Source organism: Arthrobacter sp. 05T444 (assembly GCF_056395905.1).
Window position 1 is genome coordinate 345,138 of record NZ_JBFTKK010000002.1, and the last position, 21,861, is coordinate 366,998.

The window sequence follows — 21,861 nt, forward strand, 5'->3', positions numbered from 1 at the left end:
CGCCACCTCCCGTTACCGGCAAGTAACTTACTGAAGCGTAGGTTATTCTTGAGGCATGACGAGCAATACCCCGGAGGGGACTTCGGGCGCGCCCGAGCGTCAGCCGAACGCCATGGACAGCGCCGCCGTCCGCATCGCCGAACTGCTGACGATCAAACCAAAATGGCGCGGCTGGATCCATACAGTCACCGCGCCCCTGGCCCTGGCCGCGGGGATCGTGCTGGTAGTGCTGGCCCCCACGCCGGACCGCAAGGTCACGTCCGCCATCTACGCCCTCACGGGCGTCCTGCTGTTCGGTATCAGCGCCGTGTACCACCGCGGCAACTGGTCCCCCGGCGTGAAGATTGTCCTGAAACGCCTCGACCACACCAACATCATGCTGGTCATCGCCGGCAGCTACACGCCTCTGGCCTGGAGCCTGCTGGAGCGGCCCACCGCGGTGCTGCTGCTGTGGCTGGTCTGGTCCGGTGCCATCCTGGGCGTGCTGTTCCGGCTCCTGTGGACCAACGCGCCCCGCTGGCTCTACGTCCCGATCTACATCGCCCTGGGCTGCGGCTCGCTGTTCTACCTTCCGGACTTCTTCGCGGCAAGCGTGCCGGCCGCCTTGCTCATCTGCATCGGCGGAGCCCTGTATATCGCGGGCGCTGTCTTCTACGCGCTCAAGAAGCCGAACTTCAGCTACCAACACTTCGGCTTCCACGAACTGTTCCATGCGTTCACTGTGCTCGCATTTGCCGCCCACTTCGCGGCAATCCTCATAGCTGTCCTCAGCTAATGCGGTCCGGGCTGAGGCTTTCCAGAACCTCGGCCACGGATGCCACCGGCCGCTCACACACCATGTCGCGGCACAAGTAGACGAGCGGAACCCCGTCGGCGCCGGCCGTCCTGCCGCGCAGCAGCGGCACTCCCTGGGCATGCTCCGCAGCACCGGCACCAGAATCAGGGTCATCGCCCAGTGCCACGACCAGTCCGGGGCTGGGTGACCCCAGCAGTGCCCGGTGCAGCGCGTCCCTTGCCGGACCTGGGGGTCCGACGACGGCGGCCTCCACCGGGCCTGCAGCCGCCGCCTGCGCGGTGGCCAGCAGCCAGCCCGCCACCCGCGGGGCCCGCGGGGCAATCGGCGGCAACAGGGACATGATGTTGCCTGCCGTGATCCGGTGCTCCGCGGAGCCGGACAGGGCCGCGTAGCCCAGCAGGACGCCTGCAAACGCGGCTGCGCCGCTGGGCGTGGCGTTATCGAAGGGGTCCAGTCCCGGCTGGCGGCCCTGGGCATTGAACACCTGCTCGGATTCCCCGGTTGAGTCCGCCAGTTTGCCGTCCACGATGAATCTCGCGCAGGCGGCAGAAATCACCGACTCCGCCAGCCGGTACCAGTGGGCACTGCCGGTGACCGAGAACAGCGCCAGAAAGCCCTCTGCGCAGAACGCGTAGTCCTCCAGCAGGCCGCCGATCCCCCGTGCGGTCCCGGAGTGTGAAACGCGAACCAGCTCCCCGGTGGCAGCGCGCCAGTGGACTTCTTCCAGATAGCCAGCGATCCGCACGGCCGCGTCCAACAGTTCGGGCCGGTCCAGCACCGCGCCGGCCTCGGCCAGGGCCGCCACCGCAAGACCGTTCCAGCCGGCCACCACCTTGTCATCGCGCGCCGGCTGCGGCCGGGCAGCCCTGGCCGCCTGCAGCGGAGCCCGCACCTCCGCCCACAGCGCCGCCTCCTCGCCTGTCAGGGCCCGGGCGGGATGCAGCGGCGAACCGAACTCCGAGACCGTACCCTGGGCGCCCACGTTCATCATCCGGGCAACGGCGGCAGCGTCGTCGGCATCCAGCAGCTGGTCGAGACCGCCGACGGTCCAGAGGTAGCTGGCGCCTTCATGGTGTTCTCCATCGACCACCGAGTCGGCGTCGAGCGAGGACGCCAGCGCGACGGCGTCACTCGGCGCCGTCCGCCCGCCGTCTGCCGCAGGGAGCCCCAGGGACGCAAGCATCCATTCGGCGGTGCGCCCCGACACTTCGGCCGCTTCCGCCGCGGGAAAGCCGGGCGTGCCGCCAAGCCGGATCCAGTGCACGTAAACCCTGAGCAGCTGGGCGTTGTCGTAGAGCATCTTTTCAAAGTGCGGAACGGACCAGTCGCGGGTCACGGAATACCGCGCGAAACCGCCGTCGAGCTGGTCGAACAACGCCGAACGCGCCATGGCCGCCAGGGTACGCCCCGCCATGTCCCGGGCCGCCCCGGCCGTCTCTGAGGGCACGGCCGCGTGCCGTATCAGGAACTCAAGTACCGCCGACGGCGGGAACTTGGGGGCGTCGCCGAAACCGCCGTCGTCGGGGTCTTCCGACCGGGCCAGCGACAGGACCGCGGCGGGAAGTAGCTCCGCATCGAGCAGCTCGGGCGGACCTGATAGGTCCACAGCGGCGGAGAGCTGGGCGTGGCCCATGTTCTGCGAAAGGGAGCGGGCATTCTGTTCCACCGCGTCGCGGCGCTCGTCCCACGCATCCCGCACGGCCTCGAGCAGCTGCAGGAACGACGGCCGGCCGGGCATCGGCCGGGGCGGGAAGTAGGTTCCGGCATGGAACGGGAGTCCGTCCGACGTCAGGAAAACGGACATGGGCCATCCACCCTCGCCACTGATGGCCTGCGTGGCCGCCATGTAGACGGCGTCGACGTCCGGCCGCTCTTCACGGTCCACTTTTACCGCGACAAAATGCGCGTTCAGATAGTCCGCGGTGGCCTGGTCCTCGAAGGATTCATGGGCCATGACGTGGCACCAGTGACATGCGGCATAGCCGATGGACAGGAACACCGGAACGTTCCGGGCGGCCGCGTACGCAAACGCCTGGTCGCCGAAGGGCTGCCAGTGCACCGGGTTGCCGGCGTGCTGGCGCAAGTAGGCGGACGGTTCCCCGCCCAGGGCGTTGTGCGCCCCCGGCTGCGTGGCCACCGGCTGGGTGGCCGGCTGCTCCGTTGTCCCGGGCTCCGTGGTGCTGCCATCGGGGCCGGCGTCAGGCGTCTGTTCTGCCTGCATTGCCGTCAGCGGCATCGTCGTGGGCGATGTCTGCAGCTTCAGCAGCAGCCATGCGCTCCTCTTCGACCTGGGCGCGGTAGCGCACGCGCCGGATGCGGCGCACCATGTCCACAATCAACAGCGCCGTCAGCACGACGATGAACGCCGTCAACAGGAACCCCAGCAGGCCGGGGGTTACCTGGTCCTGCGAGAGGCCCGGGCGCAATGAAGGCGAGGGAGCCGGGGACGATGCCAGGGCGATGAGCAAGTGGTGCACGGTTGGAACCTTCTCGGTGGACTGGGGCGCAGGACGCCTGGCCGTTCTCGGCTGCGTTATTTTCTACCGCGTCATTTTCTACGCGGGATAGAAATGATCTGTTGTCTCTATCTTAGCCCCGCAAAAAGGTCCTTCTCCGGGAGCTCGGCAGGCACCCGCGACTGGATCAGCGTGTAGTCCTCCCACGGCCAGGCCCGGCGCTGCATATCGGGAGAGACAGCGAAAAAGAAGCCCAGCGGATCAACCTGGGTGCGGTGGGCGCGGAGGGCGTCGTCGCGCGCTTCGAAGAAGTCACCGCAGTCCACCTGGGTGGTGGTCGCGTGGGTGGGCTGCGGAGGGGTGTGCCCTTCGGCGTCGGTCTCAAGCCACGCAGCCAAGCGCTCGGCATAGGGCGACTGGAGCCCGGCCTCTTCGAGCGCGAAGTGGAGGGCGCGGAACCGGTCGGGACTGAAGGCGCGGTCGTAGTAAAGCTTGCTCGGCTCCCAGGGCTCGCCGATTCCCTGGTACCTGGCCGGGTCCCCGGCAGCCTCAAAGGCCTCCACCGCCACGCGGTGGGCCATGATGTGGTCCGGGTGCGGGTAACCGCCCTTTTCGTCGTAGCTGACGATCACCTGCGGCTTGAAGTCCCGGACAAGACGTACCAGCGGTGCGGCGGCGCGTTCAAGCGGCTGCAGTGCAAATGATCCGGCGGGCAGGGGCGGGAGCGGATCGCCCTCCGGCAGCCCTGAATCGACGAAGCCGAGCCACCGCTGCCTGACGCCCAGGATCCGCGCGGCCTCACTCATTTCGAGCCTGCGCGCTCCGGCCATGTCCCGCTTGGGGTGGGGCTCCCCCTCCACGGCGGGGTTCTGGATGTCCCCCCGCGAGCCGTCGGTGCAGGTGGCCACCATGACGTCCACACCGGCAGCGGCGTACATGGCCATGGTCGCGGCGCCCTTGCTCGACTCGTCATCCGGGTGGGCATGGACGGTCAGCAGGCGAAGCGAAGGTGACTGGCTGGTGGACGCGGTCATCTGGGACTGCCCCTCTTTCTACTGTTGCCGGTTGCGGCGGCTGGCTCCGGATTTTTCACCGGCGGATCCCCACTAAACTGGAGGGGTGACTACCGAGGACAAGTCGGGCACTCCCCAGCCTGCAGACATTAGCCTAGCCAATCGCTATGGCGGTCCAAAGCGCGGGCTGTCCGGAAAAGCCAAACGGGGCGCAGTGATTGCAGCCCTGGTGGCCGGGATCGGATTCCTGGCCTGGGTGTCCACGTCCTCGGCCATGTCGTCTGTCACGTTCAAGGACCTCGGCTACAGCACCACCGACGCAACCCGGGCCGAGCTGGATTTCCAGGTCACCCGGGAGCCCGGCACCGCCGTGAAGTGCGCGGTCAAGGCGCTCGATTCCAAGTTCGCCGTCGTGGGCTGGAAAGTGGTGGATATTCCGCCGGACCAGCCGGATTCCCAGCAGGCACAGGGTGCTGACGGCGGCCGCACCATCTCCCGGCGCGAAGTGCTGCGCACAGAATCGCAGTCCGTCTCTGCGGTCGTGGACGGCTGCTGGATCCCGGGCGCCGCCAAGTAGGTATGTGACCCACACCGCTTGCTCGTTGGGTTTTATCCACAGGATTGACTACAATGGACCAATACCTTTACCCCGCTGAGTTGGTTGCTGAGTTCCACAAGTGGCCACCGTGGCGGGGTCTTTGCTTGTATGACCTGCTTGTTTAACCACTAGAGGAGAAGTCCGTGTCTACCACCAACAGCGCGCCTGCAGCTTGGCTTACCCAGGAAGCTTTTGACCGCCTGAAGGCAGAGCTGGACCACCTTTCCAGCGCCGGCCGGGCGGATATCGTCCAGAAAATTGAAGCTGCGCGCCAAGAGGGAGACCTCAAGGAAAACGGCGGCTACCACGCAGCCAAGGAAGAGCAGGGCAAGATTGAGGCCCGCATCCGCCAGCTCACCGCGCTGCTCCGCGACGCCCACGTCGGCGAAGCCCCGGCAGATGACGGAATCGTCGAGCCCGGCATGCTCGTCGTTGCCCGGATCGCCGGGGACGAGGAGAAGTTCCTGCTTGGTTCGCGTGAAATCGCCGGCGACTCCGATCTGGATGTCTTCAGCGAGAAGTCCCCGCTCGGCGCGGCCATCATGGGCCACAAAGAGGGCGACAAGCTCAGCTACACTGCCCCCAACGGCAAGGAAATCCCCGTGGAGATCCTGTCCGCCAAGCCCTACGCAGGCTAAGCGGCGCGCCCTTCGCTTCGGCTGGTCGTGCTAAAACGCACGACCGTCAACGCACGACGCCGGCCCTCCCCCATTGCGGGAGGGCCGGCGTCGTGCTTTAACTCGCCTTAGCCGCTGCGGGCCGCGCTTCTTGCCCGTAGCACGACCGCCGCCAGGACGCCGCCGGCGGCGCCGCCGAGGTGTGCTTGCCACGAGACGTAGCCCGCCACGCTTGGAATGAGCCCGAAGAGGATGCTGCCGTAAGCCATGAAGAGCACCACAGACAGCAGAATCTGCCACCAGTTGCGGTTGAAAAAGCCCCGGACCAGGAGGAAGGCGAACAGCCCGAAGACCAGGCCGGACGCCCCCACGGTGATCCCGCCGCCGCCGATCAGCCAGACTGCCGCGCCGGAGCCCAGCCAGCTGCAGGCCACGGCCGTAAGGAAGATCCGCAACCCGGACATGAAGACCAGGAAGCCAAAGATGATCAGGGGCAGCGCATTGGACAGGACGTGGTTCAGGTTGGCGTGGAGCAGAGGGAAGGTGAAGATGTCCAGGATTCCGTCCGCGCTGCGCGGCCGGAGTCCGAAGATGCCGTTCAGGGCGTGGAGCGTGAGCATGTTCACCAGCTCGATGGCAAAGAGGAGCGCCACGAATGACCCCACCACCAGCAGCCCGCCCTTGGCGCGCGACGCCGGCGTGTCCCTCGTGGCCGGAGAGTCGCCAGGGGTGTCCAGCATGCCTGCTCCTAGTGCACCACGATCGGCTGGAAACCCTCGGCGCGCAGCGCACCGAGGACCTGTTCACCGTGCTCGTGGCCCTTGGTCTCGAGGTTCACCGTGATGGAAACGTCCCCCATGCTGATGGATCCGCCCACCCGGGTGTGGTCAAGACCCGTCACGTTGGCATCGTTCTCCGCAATGATCCGCGCGATAGTGGCCAGCGAACCCGGGCGGTCGTCGAGCATCATGCGCACGGTCATGTAGCGGCCGGCGGCGGAAAGACCGCGCTGAATGACCTTGAGCATCAGCATCGGGTCGATGTTGCCGCCGGACAGGATGACTGCCGTTGTGCCGGGGTTTTCGATCTTGCCGTCCATAAGGGCCGCCACGCCCACTGCCCCGGCCGGCTCCACCACCATCTTGGCCCGTTCCAGGAGGAAGATCAGCGCCCTTGCCAGGGAGTCCTCGCTGACCGTGACCACGTCATCCACGAGTTCACGGATGATGCTGAAGGGCAGCTGCCCGGGTCGGCCCACGGCGATGCCGTCGGCCATGGTCGAAACCTTTTTCAAGGGCACCAGGGCATCGGCCGCCAGCGACGGCGGGTAGGCGGCCGCATTTTCGGCCTGCACGCCGATGATACGGATTTCCCGGCCAAGTTCCTTGGCTCTGGCCTTGACGGCCACGGCCACGCCGGCCAGCAGGCCGCCGCCACCGACGCCCATGAGGATGGTGTCGACGTCGGGTATCTGTTCGAGGATTTCCAGGCCCACGGTACCCTGGCCGGCCACCACGTCAACGTTGTCGAAGGGGTGGACAAAGACCGCGCCGGTATCGTCGGCGTAGCGCTGCGCCTCGGCGAGTGCCTCGTCCACGTTATGCCCGTGCAGTATCACCTCGGCGCCGTGGCTGCGCGTGGCGGCCAGCTTAGGAAGGGCCACGCCGAGCGGCATGTAGATCCGTGCCTTGATACCCAGGCTCTTGGCAGCCACTGCCACACCCTGCGCGTGGTTGCCGGCTGAGGCCGCCACAACTCCTCGCTTTTTGTCCGACTCAGAGAGGCGGGCCATCCTGACGTAGGCGCCGCGCACCTTGAAGGAACCGGCACGCTGGAGGTTTTCACACTTGAAGAAGACCTGGCCGCCGACCATGCTGCCCAGCGCCCGGGAGGACTCCACGGGCGTCCGGGTAATAATCCCGTCAAGCAACTTCTGCGCCTCAAGGACATCGTCCAGCGTGACGGGAAGGCTTTCAGGGGTATTCACGAACTATTCTCCTTTGGGAAATTCAGCTTCGGAGCCCGGAGCGGCCTTGCCGCCCGGGGCACCTGTTGCACGATCGGCGTCCTTGCCGTGGCCGGGATTCGCACCCGGCAAACGGACGTCTTTGAAGGTGTTGTCCTGGTCTGCGCCGGCTGAGCCCGCCGCGACACTGCCGCGCGCGGCAGCCAGCACTTGATCATGTTCCCACGTTCTGCCGGCAATATACCGAATCGCCGAGTTTGCTACGGCAAGGATCGGCACGGAGAAGAGGGCTCCGGGGATGCCTGCGAGGTAGGAACCGGCGGCGACAGACAGGATCACTGCCACCGGGTGCAGGGCCACGGCCTTGCCCATGACGAGCGGCTGCAGGATGTGGCTTTCCAGCTGCTGCACCAGCAACACGATGCCCAGCATGACCAGCGCGTTTACGGGGCCGTTGGCCACAAGGGCCAGCAGCACCGCGATGGCACCCGTCACCAGGGCACCGACCACCGGAATGAAGGAGCCGATGAACACGAGCACGCCGAGCGGGAGTGCCAGCGGGACGCCGATGATGGCCGCACCCACTCCGATGCCCACCGCGTCCACAAAGGCCACAAACATCTGGATCCGGGCGTAGCTGACCATCGACGTCCAGCCGCGCCGCCCGGCACCATCGGCGGGAATGCGTGCCCGCCGCGGGAGAAGCCGGACCATGAAGCCCCAGATCCGCTCCCCCTCCAGGAGGAAGAAGATGAGGATGAACAGCGCCAGCACCATCCCGGCGGCAAAGTGTCCTGCAGTGCTCCCGAAGGAAAGCGCACCGCTGAGTATGCTGCTGCTGTTGTTCTGCAGCGCAGCCGTTGCTTCCTGAATGTATTGGTCAATCTGCGCGGCCGTCAGGTGCAGCGGTCCCACCGCCAGCCAGTCCTGGACCTGCTGGACACCCGTCAGTGCCTCGCTCCACAGCTCCTGGAAGCCCAAAGCCAGCTGGCGCCCCACCAGTGCCAGCGCCCCGACGATCAGTCCGACGAACGCCAGGACCGTGAGGGCGACGGCAGCTCCGTTCGGAAGGCGCTGCGAGCGCAGCCACCCCACCACGGGGCTGAGCAGGCCGGCCAGCAGCGCCGCCACCATGACCGGGATGATGAGGAAGCTGACCTTGCTGAGCAGCCATACGAGCCCGCCGATGACCAGCAGGATCAGCCCCAGCCGCCATGCCCACGCCGCCGCGATGCGCACGCCGTAAGGAATGTCGTGCTCGAGGTCATGCTCCGTCCGTGGGCGCGGGGGCGGAAGGATGGTTGTCTTGACAGGTTCTTCGGGCGTGGCGTCCTTAGCTGGCGTCATAGCCCCATAATTCCCTAGCTGCGCGGCTATGGGAAACGGGAGCGAAGCACAGAGTCAGGTGGTGCTCCCGCTGATGCCCCACGTCATGGTGAAAGACTCATCGGGGGCCAGCCACCCGAGGCCGTGGCCGGAGTTGAAGGCGTTCGCCGGCCCGGTCATCGGTTCTATGGCCACCGCCTTGGGCCGGCCGGGAAATTCGCGGGTCACAAACACATGCACGAACGGGCACGTGGCGTCCTGCCACAGGCTCACGGTGCGGCCGTCTGCCGCCGACAGCGTGTGACGGGCAATCCCGCCGTCGAACTCCAGGTCAGTGAGGGCGACGTCGATGTCGAGGTCCCCCACTTTCCGGCCCGGGCGCAGATCGGTGTCTTCGCTGACAGGTTCAGAACTGCGGGGAATGAGCCTGTTGTCCGCCACAAGTCGCGTATCTGCGTGAACGGTCAGGGTGAGGTCCTCGCTGGGGACGTCGCCCAGCCGAAGGTACGGATGCGCCCCCAGGACGAACGGCGCGTCACCCTCCGAATCATTGATCAGGGTTTGGCGCACCACCAGCCCCAGGTCCTCGGCCAGGGAGTACTCCACACGGTGCCGCACCAGGAACGGGTAGCCATGCTGGGGGAAGACGGGGGCTTCGAGGGTCACCGAAAACTCCGACTCGGAGACGAGGGCGTACGACGCGTTGCGCAGGAGTCCGTGGCTGGCGTTATTCCGCGACACCTCGGTGATGTCCAGCTGCTGCTTCTTGCCGTTGAGGTGCCACGTCCCGCCCTCCACCCGGTTTGCCCAGGGCGCCAGGGTTATGCCCGTTGCTCCCGGCGGGATATCGGCGTCGCCATACGACTCGGTGAGCTGGACGCCGCCGCGGCTGTACCAGCGCAGACCCGCGGCCAGCTCGGTCACCACTGCGAGCGCGTCGCCGCGCCTCAGCTCGTACTGCCGGCCGGAGGCATAACGCCTGCGTTCGTGCTGGTCATCACGGGGTTCAGGAAGGGCGCCGGAAGTCATGAAACTTACCGTACAACGTGCGGGCCTTCCGTCGTCAGCCGATCCGATTGTTATCTTTTGTTAGAAAGTATTTGTTTTTGATCGTTTTATGCCACAATGGTGATATGCCGCATACGGGGCAGACGGAGCACTGGTGAGCGGCGCTCCGGACCACAGGCGCCGAAGAGGCCGGAAAGGAGGGACCCTTTGCTTGCAACCCAGCGCCAGCACCGGATCCTCCAGGAACTCGAAGCCCAAGGCACCGTCCGCGTCACCTCACTCGCCGGTCTGCTCAGCGTCTCGGAAATGACAATCCGGCGGGACATCGACGCCCTGGACGCCGAAGGCCTGCTGCTGCGGGTTCACGGCGGTGCCACGAAGACCGGAACCTTTGGCGCCGTCGAACCGGAGTTTGTCAGCAAGTTGGCCCAGGAAACCGAGGCGAAACGGGCCATCGCAGCCGAAGCGCTGAACCTGCTGCGGCCGGACATGACGCTCCTCATCTCCGGCGGCACCACAACGTATGAGTTCGCCCGGCTCCTCCCCCGCGGCCTCGGTCTGACGGTTGCCACGAATTCCATCATGGTGGCCAATGCCCTGGCGGGTCCGGCCCCGTCGCCCCAGTCAGGCCAGGGACAGTCAGGGCAGGGACAGTCAGACCGGGAACACCCAGGCGGTGAACCCGGCGGCATCCGCACCCTGGTGCTTGGCGGCCAGCGGACGCCCTCCGAAGCACTCGTCGGCCCGGTCACCATGCACGCCATGAAAAACCTTCACGCAGACCTTTGCTTCATGGGAGTGCACGGCATCGACCCGCATGCCGGAATCACGTCGCCCAACCTCCTCGAAGCCGAGGTGAACGCCGCCATGATTGCAGCGTCGGGCGAGCTGGTCGTGCTCGCGGATGCCACAAAGTACGGACTCGTCGGGCTGGCCGGAATAGCGCCGCTTTCGGCCGTCGGCACGCTGGTCACCGACACCAGAATCGGCACGGGCTACGGCGGCCGCTCCGCACTGGACCTGCTGCGGGAGACGGTCCGCGATGTGCGCATCGTGCCCGCCGGCCCCCATCACGAACGGCCCGCACGCGGAGCACTCCACGCTTCTGCTGCCGAACTCCACCCCTACCTCCCGGCCGGCCCGAACCGGCCGGTTACCGCGTTCAAAGGACATGACGCATGACCCACATCACCAGCACCCACCTTGCCGACGGCCGGGAACTGCTCTATTTCGACGACGCCGGATCGGCCCGGCCCCGTTCCGTGGAAACCACGCAGGACCGCCGGGACCTCCCGGCCCGCGGGGAACCGGGCGAGGTCCGCTTCGACGCCCTCACCGGGGAATGGGTGGCCGTGGCCGCGCACCGGCAGGCCCGCACGCACCTCCCGCCGGCGGACCAATGCCCGATCTGCCCCACCACCGACGCCAACCCCTCCGAGATCCCGGCGCCGGACTACGACGTCGCCGTATTCGAAAACCGCTTCCCCTCCCTGGGCCCGGCGGTAGGGCCGGTTCCGGACAACCCAGGCTGGGGAACTACTGGACCCGCGTTCGGCAGGTGCGAGGTGGTGACGTTTACGCCCGAGCACACCGGATCCTTCAGCGGCCTGACCGAAACCCGCTCGCGGACCGTGGTTGAAGCCTGGGCCCACCGCACCGCCGCCCTCAGCGCCCTGCCGGGCATCAAGCAGGTTTTCCCGTTCGAAAACCGCGGAGCGGACATCGGCGTGACCCTGCACCACCCGCACGGCCAGATTTATGCCTACCCTTACGTGACACCCCGGGCCGCCGTCATGGGGGCCGCCGCCCGCAAGTTCTATGACGACGCCGACGGCCGGCAAACGCTGACCGGCTCGCTTCTGAGGGCAGAACGGGAGGACGGCAGCCGGATGGTCATGGAAAGCGACAGCTTCAGCGCTTACGTTCCGTTCGCCGCCCGCTGGCCCCTTGAGATCCACCTCGTTCCCCACCGCCAGGTTCCCGACCTGGCGGCACTGACCGGCGAAGAGAAGGACGAACTGGCGCACGTTTACCTGGACCTGCTCAAACGCCTCGACGCCCTGTATCCCACACCGACCCCCTACATCTCGGCCTGGCACCAGGCACCGGTGGACACCCTGCTCCGCCCGGCGGGCTACCTGCACCTGCAGCTCACCTCCCCCCGCCGCGCTGCGGACAAGCTCAAGTTCCTGGCAGGATCGGAGGCCGCCATGGGCGCGTTCATCAACGACACCACACCCGAGCTTGTGGCTGAGAGGCTCCGCGCTGTCACTGTTCCAGCCTCGACGGCTGAAGCACTCGCCCCGTCCGCCTCCGGACTCACCGAAGGAGCCCACGCATGACCGCCGCCAGCACCACCCAGCTCGCGGAACAGTTCCGAGCCGCCTTCGGCAGCGAACCGGACGGCGTCTGGCAGGCCCCGGGCCGGGTGAACCTGATCGGCGAACACACCGACTACAACGAAGGCTTCGTCCTTCCGTTCGCGATCGACAAGACGGCGCGTGTCGCCGTCGGCGTCCGTTCCGACTCAACGGTGCGGCTCTTGTCCACCTACGGGGACCAGGGCCTGACGACGGCGGACACCGCCACGCTGGACGGCCGGACGGCCAAGGGCTGGACCAAGTACCCCCTGGGCGTCATCTGGTCGCTGCAGCAGCGCGGCATCGACGTTCCCGGCCTTGACCTGCTCCTGGATTCCAACGTTCCTCTCGGTGCAGGACTCTCCTCGTCCCATGCCATCGAATGCGCCGTTGTCTCCGCCCTGAATGACATCACCGGCGCCGGGCTCAGCCCCGAGGAAATGGTCCTGGCAACGCAGCGTGCCGAGAACGACTTCGTCGGCGCACCCACAGGCATCATGGACCAGTCCGCCTCGTTGCGGGGCTCAGCAGGGCATGCCGTGTTCCTCGACTGCCGCGACCAAAGCGTGGAGCTGGTGCCTTTTGAGGCAGAGGCCGCCCGCCTGGTCATGCTCGTGATCGACACCAAGGTTTCCCACTCCCATGCCGACGGCGGTTACGCGTCCCGCCGGGCATCCTGCGAGCTGGGGGCAGAAGTGCTTGGCGTCAAGGCCCTGCGGGATGTTGCACCGGGCGACCTCGACGAGGCCAGCGGACTCCTGGACGAAGTCACATTCCGCCGGGTCCGCCACGTCGTCACCGAAAACGACCGCGTCCTGCAGACCGTGGAACTTCTTGGTCTGGAGGGTCCTTCGTCGATCGGCGGACTCCTGGATGCCAGCCACGCCTCCATGCGCGATGATTTCGAAATCTCCTGCGCCGAGCTGGACCTTGCTGTCGAAGCCTCCCGGTCGAACGGGGCCATCGGCGCCCGGATGACGGGCGGCGGGTTTGGCGGCGCGGCCATCGCCCTGACCCCGGTGGCGGAGGAACAGCGGGTGCGCACCGCCGTCGAACGGGCCTTTGCCGAGGCGGGATACACCGCGCCGGACATCTTCACTGTCACCCCGGCCGCCGGGGCGATGCGGCTGGCGTAGCCGCGGGCGTAGGCTGGGCGCATGCCGGAAGCAGTCATTGTTTCAACCGCCAGAAGCCCGATCGGCCGCGCCTTCAAGGGGTCCTTGAAAGACGAGCGGCCGGACGACCTCGCCGCGGCCATGGTGGCCGCGGCGCTTGCGAAGCTGCCGTCATTCGACCCGTCCGGGGACAGCGGTCCCGGGCTCGACGACCTCTATCTGGGGTGTGCCGAACCCAGTGGAGAAGCCGGCTCGAACATGGCACGGGTGGTCACCATACTGGCGGGCCTGGACACCGTCCCTGCGGCGACCATCAACCGGTTCTGCGCCTCGAGCCTGCAGACCATCCGCATGGCTTACCACGCCATCAAGGCCGGCGAGGGGCAGGCGTTCGTGTCGGCCGGCGTCGAGGCCGTGTCCCGGTACCAGAGCTGGGCCGGGGCCGGAGAAACCGACGCCGGCAACCACAACCCCCGGTTCGGGCCGGCCCGCCAGCGCACCGCAGCACGGGCCGAGTCCAACACGCCCTGGACGGACCCGCGGCTGGGCGGGCGTATGCCGGACATCTACGTCGCCATGGGCCAGACGGCCGAGAACGTGGCCACGTCCTACGGCATCAGCCGCGAAGAGCAGGACGCGTGGGCAGTGCTGAGCCAGAACCGGGCCGAGGCCGCCATCGCTTCCGGGTTCTACGCCAGGGAAATCACACCCTATGAACGGCGCGACGGCACGGTGGTGGACCGGGACGACTCGCCGCGCGCCGGCGTCACCCTTGAAGCCGTCAGTGCCCTGCAGCCCGTGTTCCGCCGAGAGGGCACGGTCACTGCCGGCAACGCCTGCCCCCTCAACGACGGCGCTGCCGCGATGGTCATCATGAGCGATTCACGGGCCAGGGAACTGGGACTGGAGCCGCTGGCGCGCATCGTATCGACCGGCGTCAGCGCGCTGTCACCCGAGCTGATGGGAATGGGCCCGGTGGAATCCACCCGGCGGGCCCTGGCTTCTGGCGGCCTGGGCATCGGGGACATTGATCTCGTGGAGCTCAACGAGGCCTTCGCGGTCCAGGTGATCGCCAGCGCCCGCGAACTCGGGATCGATTCTGCGAAGCTCAACGTCCACGGGGGCGCCATTGCCCTCGGCCACCCCTTCGGCATGACCGGTGCCCGGATCACCACCACGCTGCTCAACGGCCTGCGCGCGACGGACGGAACCCTGGGCCTGGCCACGCTCTGCGTGGGCGGCGGGCAAGGCATGGCACTGGTGCTGGAGCGCCTTAGCTGACCGCGCCCCTCCACCTGTATGGAAGAACAGGCTTAATGACGGAAGAGGGCCCCGCCGGAGCGGGACCCTCTTCCTGATTAAGCACGACGGCGGCGGCCGCCTGGCGTTCTAGTCGTCGCCGCGGAGGATGGCCAGCAGGCGGATGATTTCCACGTAGAGCCAGACCAGCGTGACGGTAAGGCCGAAGGCCGCGGTCCACGAGAAGCGCTCGGGAGCGCCGCTGCGCACGCCGGCCTCGATGCTGGTGAAGTCCATGATCAGCGAGAAGGCGGCCAGACCGATGGCCAGGATCCCGATGAAGACCCCCAGCGGAATGCCGAAGATCTCAACGCTGGTGCTGAGCCCGAACGGCGTCTTAACCGCACCGGTCCAGACCAGCACCATGTTGACGAGGGCAAACACGGCGTAGCCGATCATTGCGATCATGAAGAAACGCATGGCCTTCGGGGTGGCGCGGACCTTTCCGCTCTTGAAGAGCAGAAGGGTCACACCGAACACCGAGAGCGTGCCGATGACAGCCTGGAGCCCGACACCCGGGTAGAAGCCGTCAAGGATGCGGGTCAGGCCGCCGAGGAACAGGCCCTCAAGCCCGGCATACGCCAGGATCAGGGCGGGCGAGGGCTGCTTCTTGAATGAGTTGACGAGGCCCAGGACAAAGCCGCCCAGTGCACCAACGATCATCAGCATGCCTGCCAGCGAAAGGCCGACAAACAGGGTGACGGCAGCTCCGGCCATCACGACGCCGAGGCAGACAGCGGTCTTGACAATGACGTCGTCATAGGTCATCCGGCCGGTCTCGGCGGGGCCGGCGGCCGGCCGGTTGTACATCTGCTGCAGCTGGTCCTGCGTCATGTTCTGCTGCTGGGCCATCCAGCCGCCCTGGGCGTCGATGACCTGGCCCGGTGCACGACCGGGAGCCTGGCCGTAGTGGTTTTGGCCGAACGCCTGCGGTACAGGCGGCGCCTGGGTGGCTCCACGGAAGTTCTTTCCGTTGAAGATCGGGTTTCCGCCAAGTGCCATTGCGGGTGTCCTCCAGAGGGGTGCTAGTGGTTTCTTCTATTCAAGCTACCAATTCCCACGCGCCGGCGGCGGGTAAAGTTCCGCCCCGGCCACGGCCGACACGGAATCGTGACCTGCCCGGGCTGCACCCCGGCGTTTTCACCGCCGCAGAAGGGACTGTTTAGGAATACTCCGATACACCAAAAGTTTTCATTAGCGACACTGAATTGTGGATTGGACCCAGCTTCACAGTTGTTACCTGATCGCGATCTAGGCAGCATGTTTGCCCGCAAAGTTTGTACTGCCTGCGCTGTAACATGAGCGAAGAAGGGTGACAAACATCACAAGTATCCAGTAAACAGCTACACCAAAAATTGCACCACCCCTGTCACCTTCTCCGTTCGCAGCGGCTGCAATGAAGCAATCGCAACCCACGCCACCCCCATGTGGAGGTTTTGAATTTGAGACGCACACCGAGAGGCCTGCCGCGCAGACGGCCAGCCGGATTGCTGAAGGTCATGGGGGCAATTGCCGCCGCCACCGTGGCAATCCTGCTCGTCGCCGCACCAGCATCGCTGGCGGCCACGCCATCACCGACGCCATCCCCGTCGAACCAGCAGTTCCAGAACAACATCAGCGGCTTCCTCCGCGATGATGCACGCGCCCCCATCCAAGGTGTGAAGATCACGGCCAAAAACGGTGACTTCACTGGAACAGCAACCTCGAGTGCCAACGGGGCCTGGAACATAGGCGTACCGTCCCAGGGCACCTACGAGGTCCAGCTGGACGAGTCCACCCTGCCGCAGGGCATCAAGCTCGCGGCGGGCCAGGCCAACCCCCGCAGCATCACGTTCAGCCAGACGTCTAACGTCTCGGTGATCTTCGCCTTCGGCAAAGGCATCGTCGTCCAACAGCAGGACTTCGGCCAGAACCTGCTCAACCGGCTGGTCGCCGGCGTGAGCTTCGGGCTCCTGCTCGCCCTCGCATCCGTGGGGCTGTCCCTGATTTTCGGCACCACCGGGCTGACCAACTTCGCCCACGGTGAGATGGTGACGCTTGGCGCCGTTCTCGTATTCGTCTTTAATGCCATGAACCTGCCGTTCTGGCTCGCCATCCTCCTGGCCCTCCTGGGTGGAGGACTCTTCGGCTACGCCCAGGACGCCGGCCTCTGGCGGCCGCTGCGGCGCCGCGGCACCGGTCTGGTCCCCATGATGATCGTCAGCATCGGCCTGGCCCTCGCCATCCGATACGTCATCCAGTTCTACTTTGGCGGTGCCACCCAGCAGCTGCCCTTTGCCCAGAGCGCGGAAATCCAGATCGGGCCGGTCTCCATCTCACCCAACAACCTGTGGTCGCTGGTGATCAGCGCAATCGTGATCGGCCTGATCGGCATCGTCCTACTCAAGACCCGGCTGGGCAAGGCCACCCGGGCAGTGGCGGACAACCCCGCCTTGGCAGCCGCCTCAGGCATTGACGTGGACTCCGTCATCCGTCTCGTCTGGATTGTCGGCGGCGTGCTGGCCTCCCTCGGCGGCATCCTCTGGGCCTACTACCGTCCCGGCGTCACGTTCGACATGGGCTCGCAGATCCTGCTGCTCATCTTCGCGGGCGTGACGCTCGGTGGCCTCGGCACCGTCTTCGGCGCCCTGATCGGATCCGTCATCGTCGGCATCTTCGTCGAGTTGACCACCGTCTTCGGCCTCGCGGCCGACCTCAAATACGTGGGAGCGCTGTTCATCATGATTGTTGTCCTCTTGTTCCGGCCGCAGGGCATCCTGGGCCGTCGCGAGCGCGTGGGTTAGGAGACAGCCATGGACTTCGGATTCATCCTTGCAAGCGCCGCCGGAGAGCTTTTCAGCCCGACGACTGCCGCTTACGCCCTAGCCGCCCTGGGCCTTGCTGTCCACTTCGGCTACTCGGGCCTGCTGAACTTCGGCCAGGCCGGCTTCATGGCGGTGGGAGCCTACGGCTTCGCCATCTCCACCCTTAGCTTCGGCGCCCCCTTCTTCGTGGGATTGCTGATCGCTGTCATCTGCTCTGTGCTGTTCGCGCTGGTTCTGGGTATCCCCACCCTCCGCCTGCGGGCGGACTACCTGGCCATCGTCACCATTGCGGCGGCGGAGATTATCCGCTACGTCGTCACCACCAACCAGCTCACGTCGGTGACTGGCTCGGCCAACGGACTCGCAGCCTTCGAAGGCGGGTTCTACTCGATGAACCCGTTCCCCGAGGGCGACTACCTCGGCATGAACAACAGGGACTTCTTCATCCGGGTCATCGGTTGGGGCCTCGCGGTGATCTGCTGCGTTATTATCTGGCTTCTGATGCGGAGCCCTTGGGGGCGCGTATTGAAGGGCATCCGCGAGGATGAGAACGCGGTGCGCTCCCTGGGCAAGAACGTGTACGCCTACAAGATGCAGGCGCTGGTCATCGGTGGTGTGCTGGGCGCCTTGGCCGGCATGGTCTTCACGCTCCCCCGCGGCGCAGTCCAGCCTGCCAACTACGGCACGGAGCTGACGTTCTTCCTGTGGACCTGCCTCCTGCTTGGCGGCATGGCCACCGTTTTGGGGCCGGTCATCGGCGCCATGATCTTCTGGGTGGTCCTGTCGCTGACACAGGGCATTCTCTACGGCCTCATCGAATCGGGCGCGGTGACCTGGCTGACCACAGTCCAGGCCGGGCAGCTGCGCTACATCCTCGTGGGTGTAGCCCTGATGCTGCTGATGATCTTCAGGCCCCAGGGAGTCTTCGGCAACAAGAAGGAGCTGGCGTTCGCATGAGCAAGCACAGCGAAGAATCAATGGAAGCCGGCGTCGACTACATGACGGACGCCCGCGCGATCGCCGTCGGAGAGAACACCCCCGGCTGCAAGAAGCGGGACCCCATCGTCGTCGCCGAAAACGTGACCCGCACGTTTGGGGGCATCAACGCCGTCGACGTCGAATACCTGGAGATCCCTCGGCACAAGATCACGGCCCTGATCGGTCCGAACGGTGCGGGCAAGACCACCCTCTTCAATCTGCTCACCGGCTTCGACACCCCGAACTCCGGCAAGTGGCAGTTTGAAGGGCAGAGCATTGCCGGCGTCTCCTCCTACAAGGTGGCTCGCATGGGCATGGTCCGCACCTTCCAGCTGACCAAGGTCATGGGCAAGCTGACGGTCATGGAGAACATGCGCCTGGGCGGTTCTGACCAGCCCGGCGAACGGCTTTCCAAGGCCCTGTTCAAGGGCATGTGGGGCAGCCGGGAAAAGGAAATCACGGATCAGGCGAACGTCCTGCTGGAGAAATTCAAGCTGGACACGAAGAAGGACGACTACGCGGCCTCGCTGTCCGGCGGCCAGCGCAAGCTGCTCGAAATGGCACGCTCGCTCATGGTCCGGCCCAAGCTCGTCATGCTCGATGAGCCCATGGCGGGCGTCAACCCTGCGCTGACCCAGTCCCTGCTGGACCACATCAAGAACCTCAAGGCAGAGGGCATGACGGTCCTCTTCGTGGAACATGACATGAACATGGTGCGCCACATCGCTGACTGGGTAGTTGTCATGGCTGAAGGCAAGATCGTGGCCGAGGGTCCCCCGGGCGAGGTCATGAAGAACCCGGCGGTGATCGATGCCTACCTGGGTGCCCACCACGACGTCGACCTGGGCGATTCTGAAGGCATCAAGGCCCTGGAGCAGGAACTCGTCGCCGACGAGGAGTCGATCGTCGGCACGGAAAACGCCGGCATCATCGCCGTGGACGTTGTGGCGCCAGATATGCAGGAGACCATCCGCACAGACAAGGACAAAGCATGAGTGCCACGAGCGCGGCACCGGCCGCAAAGAGCGCAGCAGCGGACGACTCCGTCGTCAAGGTCACGAACCTCGTGGCCGGATATCTGCCCGGTGTGAACATCCTCAATGGCTGCAGCATCGAGGCCCGCAAAGGCGAGCTGATCGGCATCATCGGGCCGAACGGCGCCGGGAAGTCCACACTCCTCAAGGCCATGTTTGGCCTCGTGAAGGTGCACTCGGGCTCAGTGGTGGTCCGCGGCCAGGACCTGACCGGTCTCAAGGCGAACAAGCTCGTCACGCAGGGCGTCGGCTTCGTGCCGCAGAACAACAACGTGTTCGCCACCCTCACCATCGAGGAAAACATGCAGATGGGCATGTTCCAGCGCCCCAAGGACTTCGCCGAGAGGTTCGACTTTGTCACCGACCTTTTCCCTGAGCTTGGCAAGCGCAGGGCCCAGCGCGCCGGTTCGCTGTCCGGCGGGGAGCGCCAGATGGTGGCCATGGGCCGGGCCCTCATGATGGACCCCGCGGTGCTGCTGCTGGACGAGCCGTCGGCAGGCCTCTCCCCCGTGAAACAGGACGAAACGTTCCTTCGCGTGCATGAGATCAACCGCGCTGGCGTGTCCGTGATCATGGTGGAGCAGAACGCCCGCCGCTGCCTGCAGATCTGCGACCGCGGCTACGTCCTGGACCAGGGCAAGGACGCGTACACAGGAACAGGCCGGGAGCTGATGAAGGACCCGAAGGTCATCCAGCTGTACCTGGGAACGCTCGCCGACGAAGCCTAAGCTTCGCTGGACCGCCAGAAGGGCTGTCACCTCCGGTGGCGGCCCTTTCTGCGTGCCCGTGGTTCTTGTCTAGCCCCGGGCGTACCACTCGCTCAGCGAGGCGCACGACTGGAGGCGCACGACTGGAGGCGCACGACGGCGTCACGCGGCGCAGACTGTCGCGTCACCGGTCGTTGCGCAGCGCCAAGCCAATGGTCTGGCACGCAGAAGCCCCCGTCCTCGTGGGACGGGGGCTACTGGTCTGGCTAGGAAAGGGGCTACAGCTTGCCGAATTCTTCCTTCGCAGGCTGCGGCTTGTTGGTGTCGTCGTACTCGTAGATGCCGATGTAGGCTTCCGTGGGGTCACCGGCGTCAGAGAACGTGATCGGACCGGACTGGCCGTCGTAGTCGATGTCCTTGCCGTTCCGGAGCAGGGTGACACACGACGGGAAGGTGTTGCACTTCTCGCCGCCTTCAGAGACTGCCTTGAGCTGCTTGGCAATGTCCGTGCCCTTGGTGCTCTTTGCTGCCTCTGCCGCAAGCGCGGTCATGTTGGTTGCATCGTACGCCTCGCCTGCATAGTTGAACGTCCGCAGGGCGGGATCAATCGCGAGAAGCGACTTCTTGAAGTCCTCCTTAGCAAAGGTTCCCGGCTGCGTGCCGCGAGCGCCCTTAAGGGTTCCTGCTTTGAAGTCCTTGCTGTAATCGAAGAGGTTGCCGTCAACTAGGAACAGCTGTTCCGGCTTGATTCCCTTGCCGGTCAGCAGCGGAATGATGCTCTTGGCTTCGTCGAACGTGATCAGCGCAATGGCGTCGGGCTTGGCGGCGACCAGCGCATCGACCTGGCTGCTGAACTGCGAATCGCCGGTGTTGTAGAGCTGCTCAGCCACAACCTGGCCGCCGGCGGAGGTGAAGGCTTCCTTCACGTTTTTCTGCAGGCCGGTGCCGTAAGCGTCGTTGAGGACCATCATGCCCAGGGTCTGGGCTCCACAAGTGGCCATGTAGTTACCGAGAACCTTGCCCTGAAGGACGTCAGAGGGAGCCGTACGCCAGTACAGGCCCTTGTCGTCCCAGGTGGTGAAGTCCGGGGAAGTGTTGGCCGGAGAGAATTCCAGGACGCCGGCTCCGGTGATCTGGTTGATGACGGTCTTCGAGACGCCGGAGGAAGCCGCGCCGATGATGGCGCTGACACCCTGGCCCAGCAGGGCCGTAGTCGACTGCGTCGCAATGTCCGTCTTCGTGTCGCCCGAGTCGCGGTGGACAACCTGCACCGGCTTGCCCAGAACGCCGCCAGCGGCGTTGATCTCCTTGATGCCAAGGTTAACGCCGGCAATTTCGGGTGGGCCGAGGAACGCCAGCGACCCCGTTGTCGGCAGGAGCGATCCGATTTTCAGCGGAGTGGGGGTGGTCGTCGTCGAAGCGGGCACGGAGGCTTCTGCGGCTGCTGAGCTGGAGCCTCCGGCTGTCGCGCTGGCAGCAGGGCACGCGATGCCGCCGGCCCCGCCGGCCGCTGAGGTGGTCGCGGTTGGAGTGGAGCTGCCACCACAAGCCGTAGCCAGAAGGGCGACGCCGATGCTAAGCGCTGTGAGCTTAGCTACTCGGGGCGCCGTCTGGGGGAGTGAAATCATTTAATGTCTCCTCGATCGAAAGGTGCGAACGGCCTTTGATGCGATTGGTCAGGTGTTCCTGAGCTAACTTCAAGCTAGTGCAATTGGGCCCCGAACATAAGTGAGTAAGGTCACATCCTTATAACACTCGTTGCATATGGGACACCTGAAGGAATG

Annotated in this window: 20 protein-coding genes; 11 read left to right on the forward strand and 9 right to left on the reverse strand. The window is 65.7% G+C overall.

The features are described from left to right. Positions 1–112: 112 nt before the first annotated feature. Complete coding sequence (gene trhA, locus AC1DD3_RS03720; RefSeq protein WP_354962123.1) at positions 113–775, forward strand: PAQR family membrane homeostasis protein TrhA; 663 nt, start codon at positions 113–115, stop codon at positions 773–775. Here trhA and AC1DD3_RS03725 read toward each other — a convergent pair. From AC1DD3_RS03725 to mca, 3 genes are all read right to left on the reverse strand, one after another. After that, positions 768–3,017 carry a thioredoxin domain-containing protein gene (locus AC1DD3_RS03725; RefSeq protein ID WP_476880965.1) on the reverse strand — a complete coding sequence of 750 codons (2,250 nt, stop codon included), beginning with the start codon at positions 3,015–3,017 and terminating at the stop codon, positions 768–770. The genes trhA and AC1DD3_RS03725 overlap by 8 nt on opposite strands. Then, positions 2,995–3,273 (reverse strand): hypothetical protein, encoded by a 279-nt coding sequence (locus AC1DD3_RS03730; RefSeq protein WP_230117158.1) that lies wholly within the window; start codon positions 3,271–3,273, stop codon positions 2,995–2,997. The genes AC1DD3_RS03725 and AC1DD3_RS03730 overlap by 23 nt, the downstream gene beginning before the upstream one ends. A gap of 107 nt (positions 3,274–3,380) precedes the next feature. Next, positions 3,381–4,286 (reverse strand): mycothiol conjugate amidase Mca, encoded by a 906-nt coding sequence (gene mca / locus AC1DD3_RS03735; RefSeq protein WP_230117157.1) that lies wholly within the window; start codon positions 4,284–4,286, stop codon positions 3,381–3,383. Between the two features lie 85 nt (positions 4,287–4,371). Here mca and AC1DD3_RS03740 point away from each other — a divergent pair, with 85 nt between their 5' ends. After that, positions 4,372–4,842, forward strand: a complete 471-nt coding sequence (locus AC1DD3_RS03740) for a DUF4307 domain-containing protein (RefSeq protein ID WP_230117156.1) — start codon at positions 4,372–4,374, stop codon at positions 4,840–4,842. A gap of 164 nt (positions 4,843–5,006) precedes the next feature. After that, entirely contained in the window at positions 5,007–5,501 is a 495-nt protein-coding gene (gene greA, locus AC1DD3_RS03745; protein WP_230117155.1) for a transcription elongation factor GreA, read from the forward strand. Positions 5,502–5,608: 107 nt separating this feature from the next. On the opposite strand, the gene AC1DD3_RS03750 is transcribed toward greA, so the two are convergent. The 4 genes from AC1DD3_RS03750 to AC1DD3_RS03765 are packed head-to-tail and all read right to left on the reverse strand — an operon-like array spanning position 5,609 to position 9,801. Further along, a complete protein-coding gene (locus AC1DD3_RS03750) occupies positions 5,609–6,220 on the reverse strand; it encodes a rhomboid family intramembrane serine protease (RefSeq protein WP_230117154.1) in 612 nt (203 codons plus the stop codon). An 8-nt stretch (positions 6,221–6,228) separates the two neighbouring features. Further along, on the reverse strand, positions 6,229–7,467 hold the full coding sequence (ilvA, locus tag AC1DD3_RS03755) for a threonine ammonia-lyase (RefSeq protein WP_230117153.1): 1,239 nt from the start codon (positions 7,465–7,467) through the stop codon (positions 6,229–6,231). A gap of 3 nt (positions 7,468–7,470) precedes the next feature. After that, complete coding sequence (locus AC1DD3_RS03760; RefSeq protein WP_230117152.1) at positions 7,471–8,793, reverse strand: AI-2E family transporter; 1,323 nt, start codon at positions 8,791–8,793, stop codon at positions 7,471–7,473. 54 nt (positions 8,794–8,847) lie between these two features. After that, positions 8,848–9,801, reverse strand: coding sequence for an aldose 1-epimerase family protein (locus tag AC1DD3_RS03765; RefSeq protein ID WP_230117151.1), 954 nt, complete (start codon positions 9,799–9,801; stop codon positions 8,848–8,850). A gap of 186 nt (positions 9,802–9,987) precedes the next feature. Here AC1DD3_RS03765 and AC1DD3_RS03770 point away from each other — a divergent pair, with 186 nt between their 5' ends. From AC1DD3_RS03770 to AC1DD3_RS03785, 4 genes are read left to right on the forward strand one after another with little or no spacing between them, the layout of a single operon-like run. Then, complete coding sequence (locus AC1DD3_RS03770) at positions 9,988–10,962, forward strand: DeoR/GlpR family DNA-binding transcription regulator (protein ID WP_230117150.1); 975 nt, start codon at positions 9,988–9,990, stop codon at positions 10,960–10,962. Continuing rightward, positions 10,959–12,122 carry a galactose-1-phosphate uridylyltransferase gene (gene galT, locus AC1DD3_RS03775; protein ID WP_230117149.1) on the forward strand — a complete coding sequence of 388 codons (1,164 nt, stop codon included), beginning with the start codon at positions 10,959–10,961 and terminating at the stop codon, positions 12,120–12,122. The genes AC1DD3_RS03770 and galT overlap by 4 nt, the downstream gene beginning before the upstream one ends. Next, complete coding sequence (gene galK, locus AC1DD3_RS03780) at positions 12,119–13,276, forward strand: galactokinase (RefSeq protein ID WP_230117148.1); 1,158 nt, start codon at positions 12,119–12,121, stop codon at positions 13,274–13,276. Before galT ends, galK begins: the two co-directional genes overlap by 4 nt. A gap of 21 nt (positions 13,277–13,297) precedes the next feature. Continuing rightward, positions 13,298–14,536, forward strand: coding sequence for an acetyl-CoA C-acetyltransferase (locus AC1DD3_RS03785; protein WP_230117147.1), 1,239 nt, complete (start codon positions 13,298–13,300; stop codon positions 14,534–14,536). A gap of 108 nt (positions 14,537–14,644) precedes the next feature. On the opposite strand, the gene AC1DD3_RS03790 is transcribed toward AC1DD3_RS03785, so the two are convergent. Then, a complete protein-coding gene (locus tag AC1DD3_RS03790; RefSeq protein ID WP_230117146.1) occupies positions 14,645–15,556 on the reverse strand; it encodes a Bax inhibitor-1/YccA family protein in 912 nt (303 codons plus the stop codon). Between the two features lie 497 nt (positions 15,557–16,053). On the opposite strand from AC1DD3_RS03790, the gene AC1DD3_RS03795 reads away from it, so the two are divergent. The 4 genes from AC1DD3_RS03795 to AC1DD3_RS03810 are packed head-to-tail and all read left to right on the forward strand — an operon-like array spanning position 16,054 to position 20,098. Next, complete coding sequence (locus AC1DD3_RS03795; RefSeq protein ID WP_230117145.1) at positions 16,054–17,337, forward strand: branched-chain amino acid ABC transporter permease; 1,284 nt, start codon at positions 16,054–16,056, stop codon at positions 17,335–17,337. Between the two features lie 9 nt (positions 17,338–17,346). Beyond that, entirely contained in the window at positions 17,347–18,315 is a 969-nt protein-coding gene (locus AC1DD3_RS03800; protein WP_230117144.1) for a branched-chain amino acid ABC transporter permease, read from the forward strand. Beyond that, a complete protein-coding gene (locus AC1DD3_RS03805) occupies positions 18,312–19,331 on the forward strand; it encodes an ABC transporter ATP-binding protein (protein ID WP_230117143.1) in 1,020 nt (339 codons plus the stop codon). The genes AC1DD3_RS03800 and AC1DD3_RS03805 overlap by 4 nt, the downstream gene beginning before the upstream one ends. Next, positions 19,328–20,098: an ABC transporter ATP-binding protein gene (locus AC1DD3_RS03810; protein WP_230117142.1), complete on the forward strand. Its 771-nt coding sequence runs from the start codon at positions 19,328–19,330 to the stop codon at positions 20,096–20,098. Before AC1DD3_RS03805 ends, AC1DD3_RS03810 begins: the two co-directional genes overlap by 4 nt. Before the next feature lie 257 nt (positions 20,099–20,355). Here the strand turns inward: AC1DD3_RS03810 and AC1DD3_RS03815 are convergent, their stop codons facing one another. After that, complete coding sequence (locus AC1DD3_RS03815) at positions 20,356–21,705, reverse strand: ABC transporter substrate-binding protein (protein ID WP_230117141.1); 1,350 nt, start codon at positions 21,703–21,705, stop codon at positions 20,356–20,358. Between the last annotated feature and the right edge of the window lie 156 nt (positions 21,706–21,861).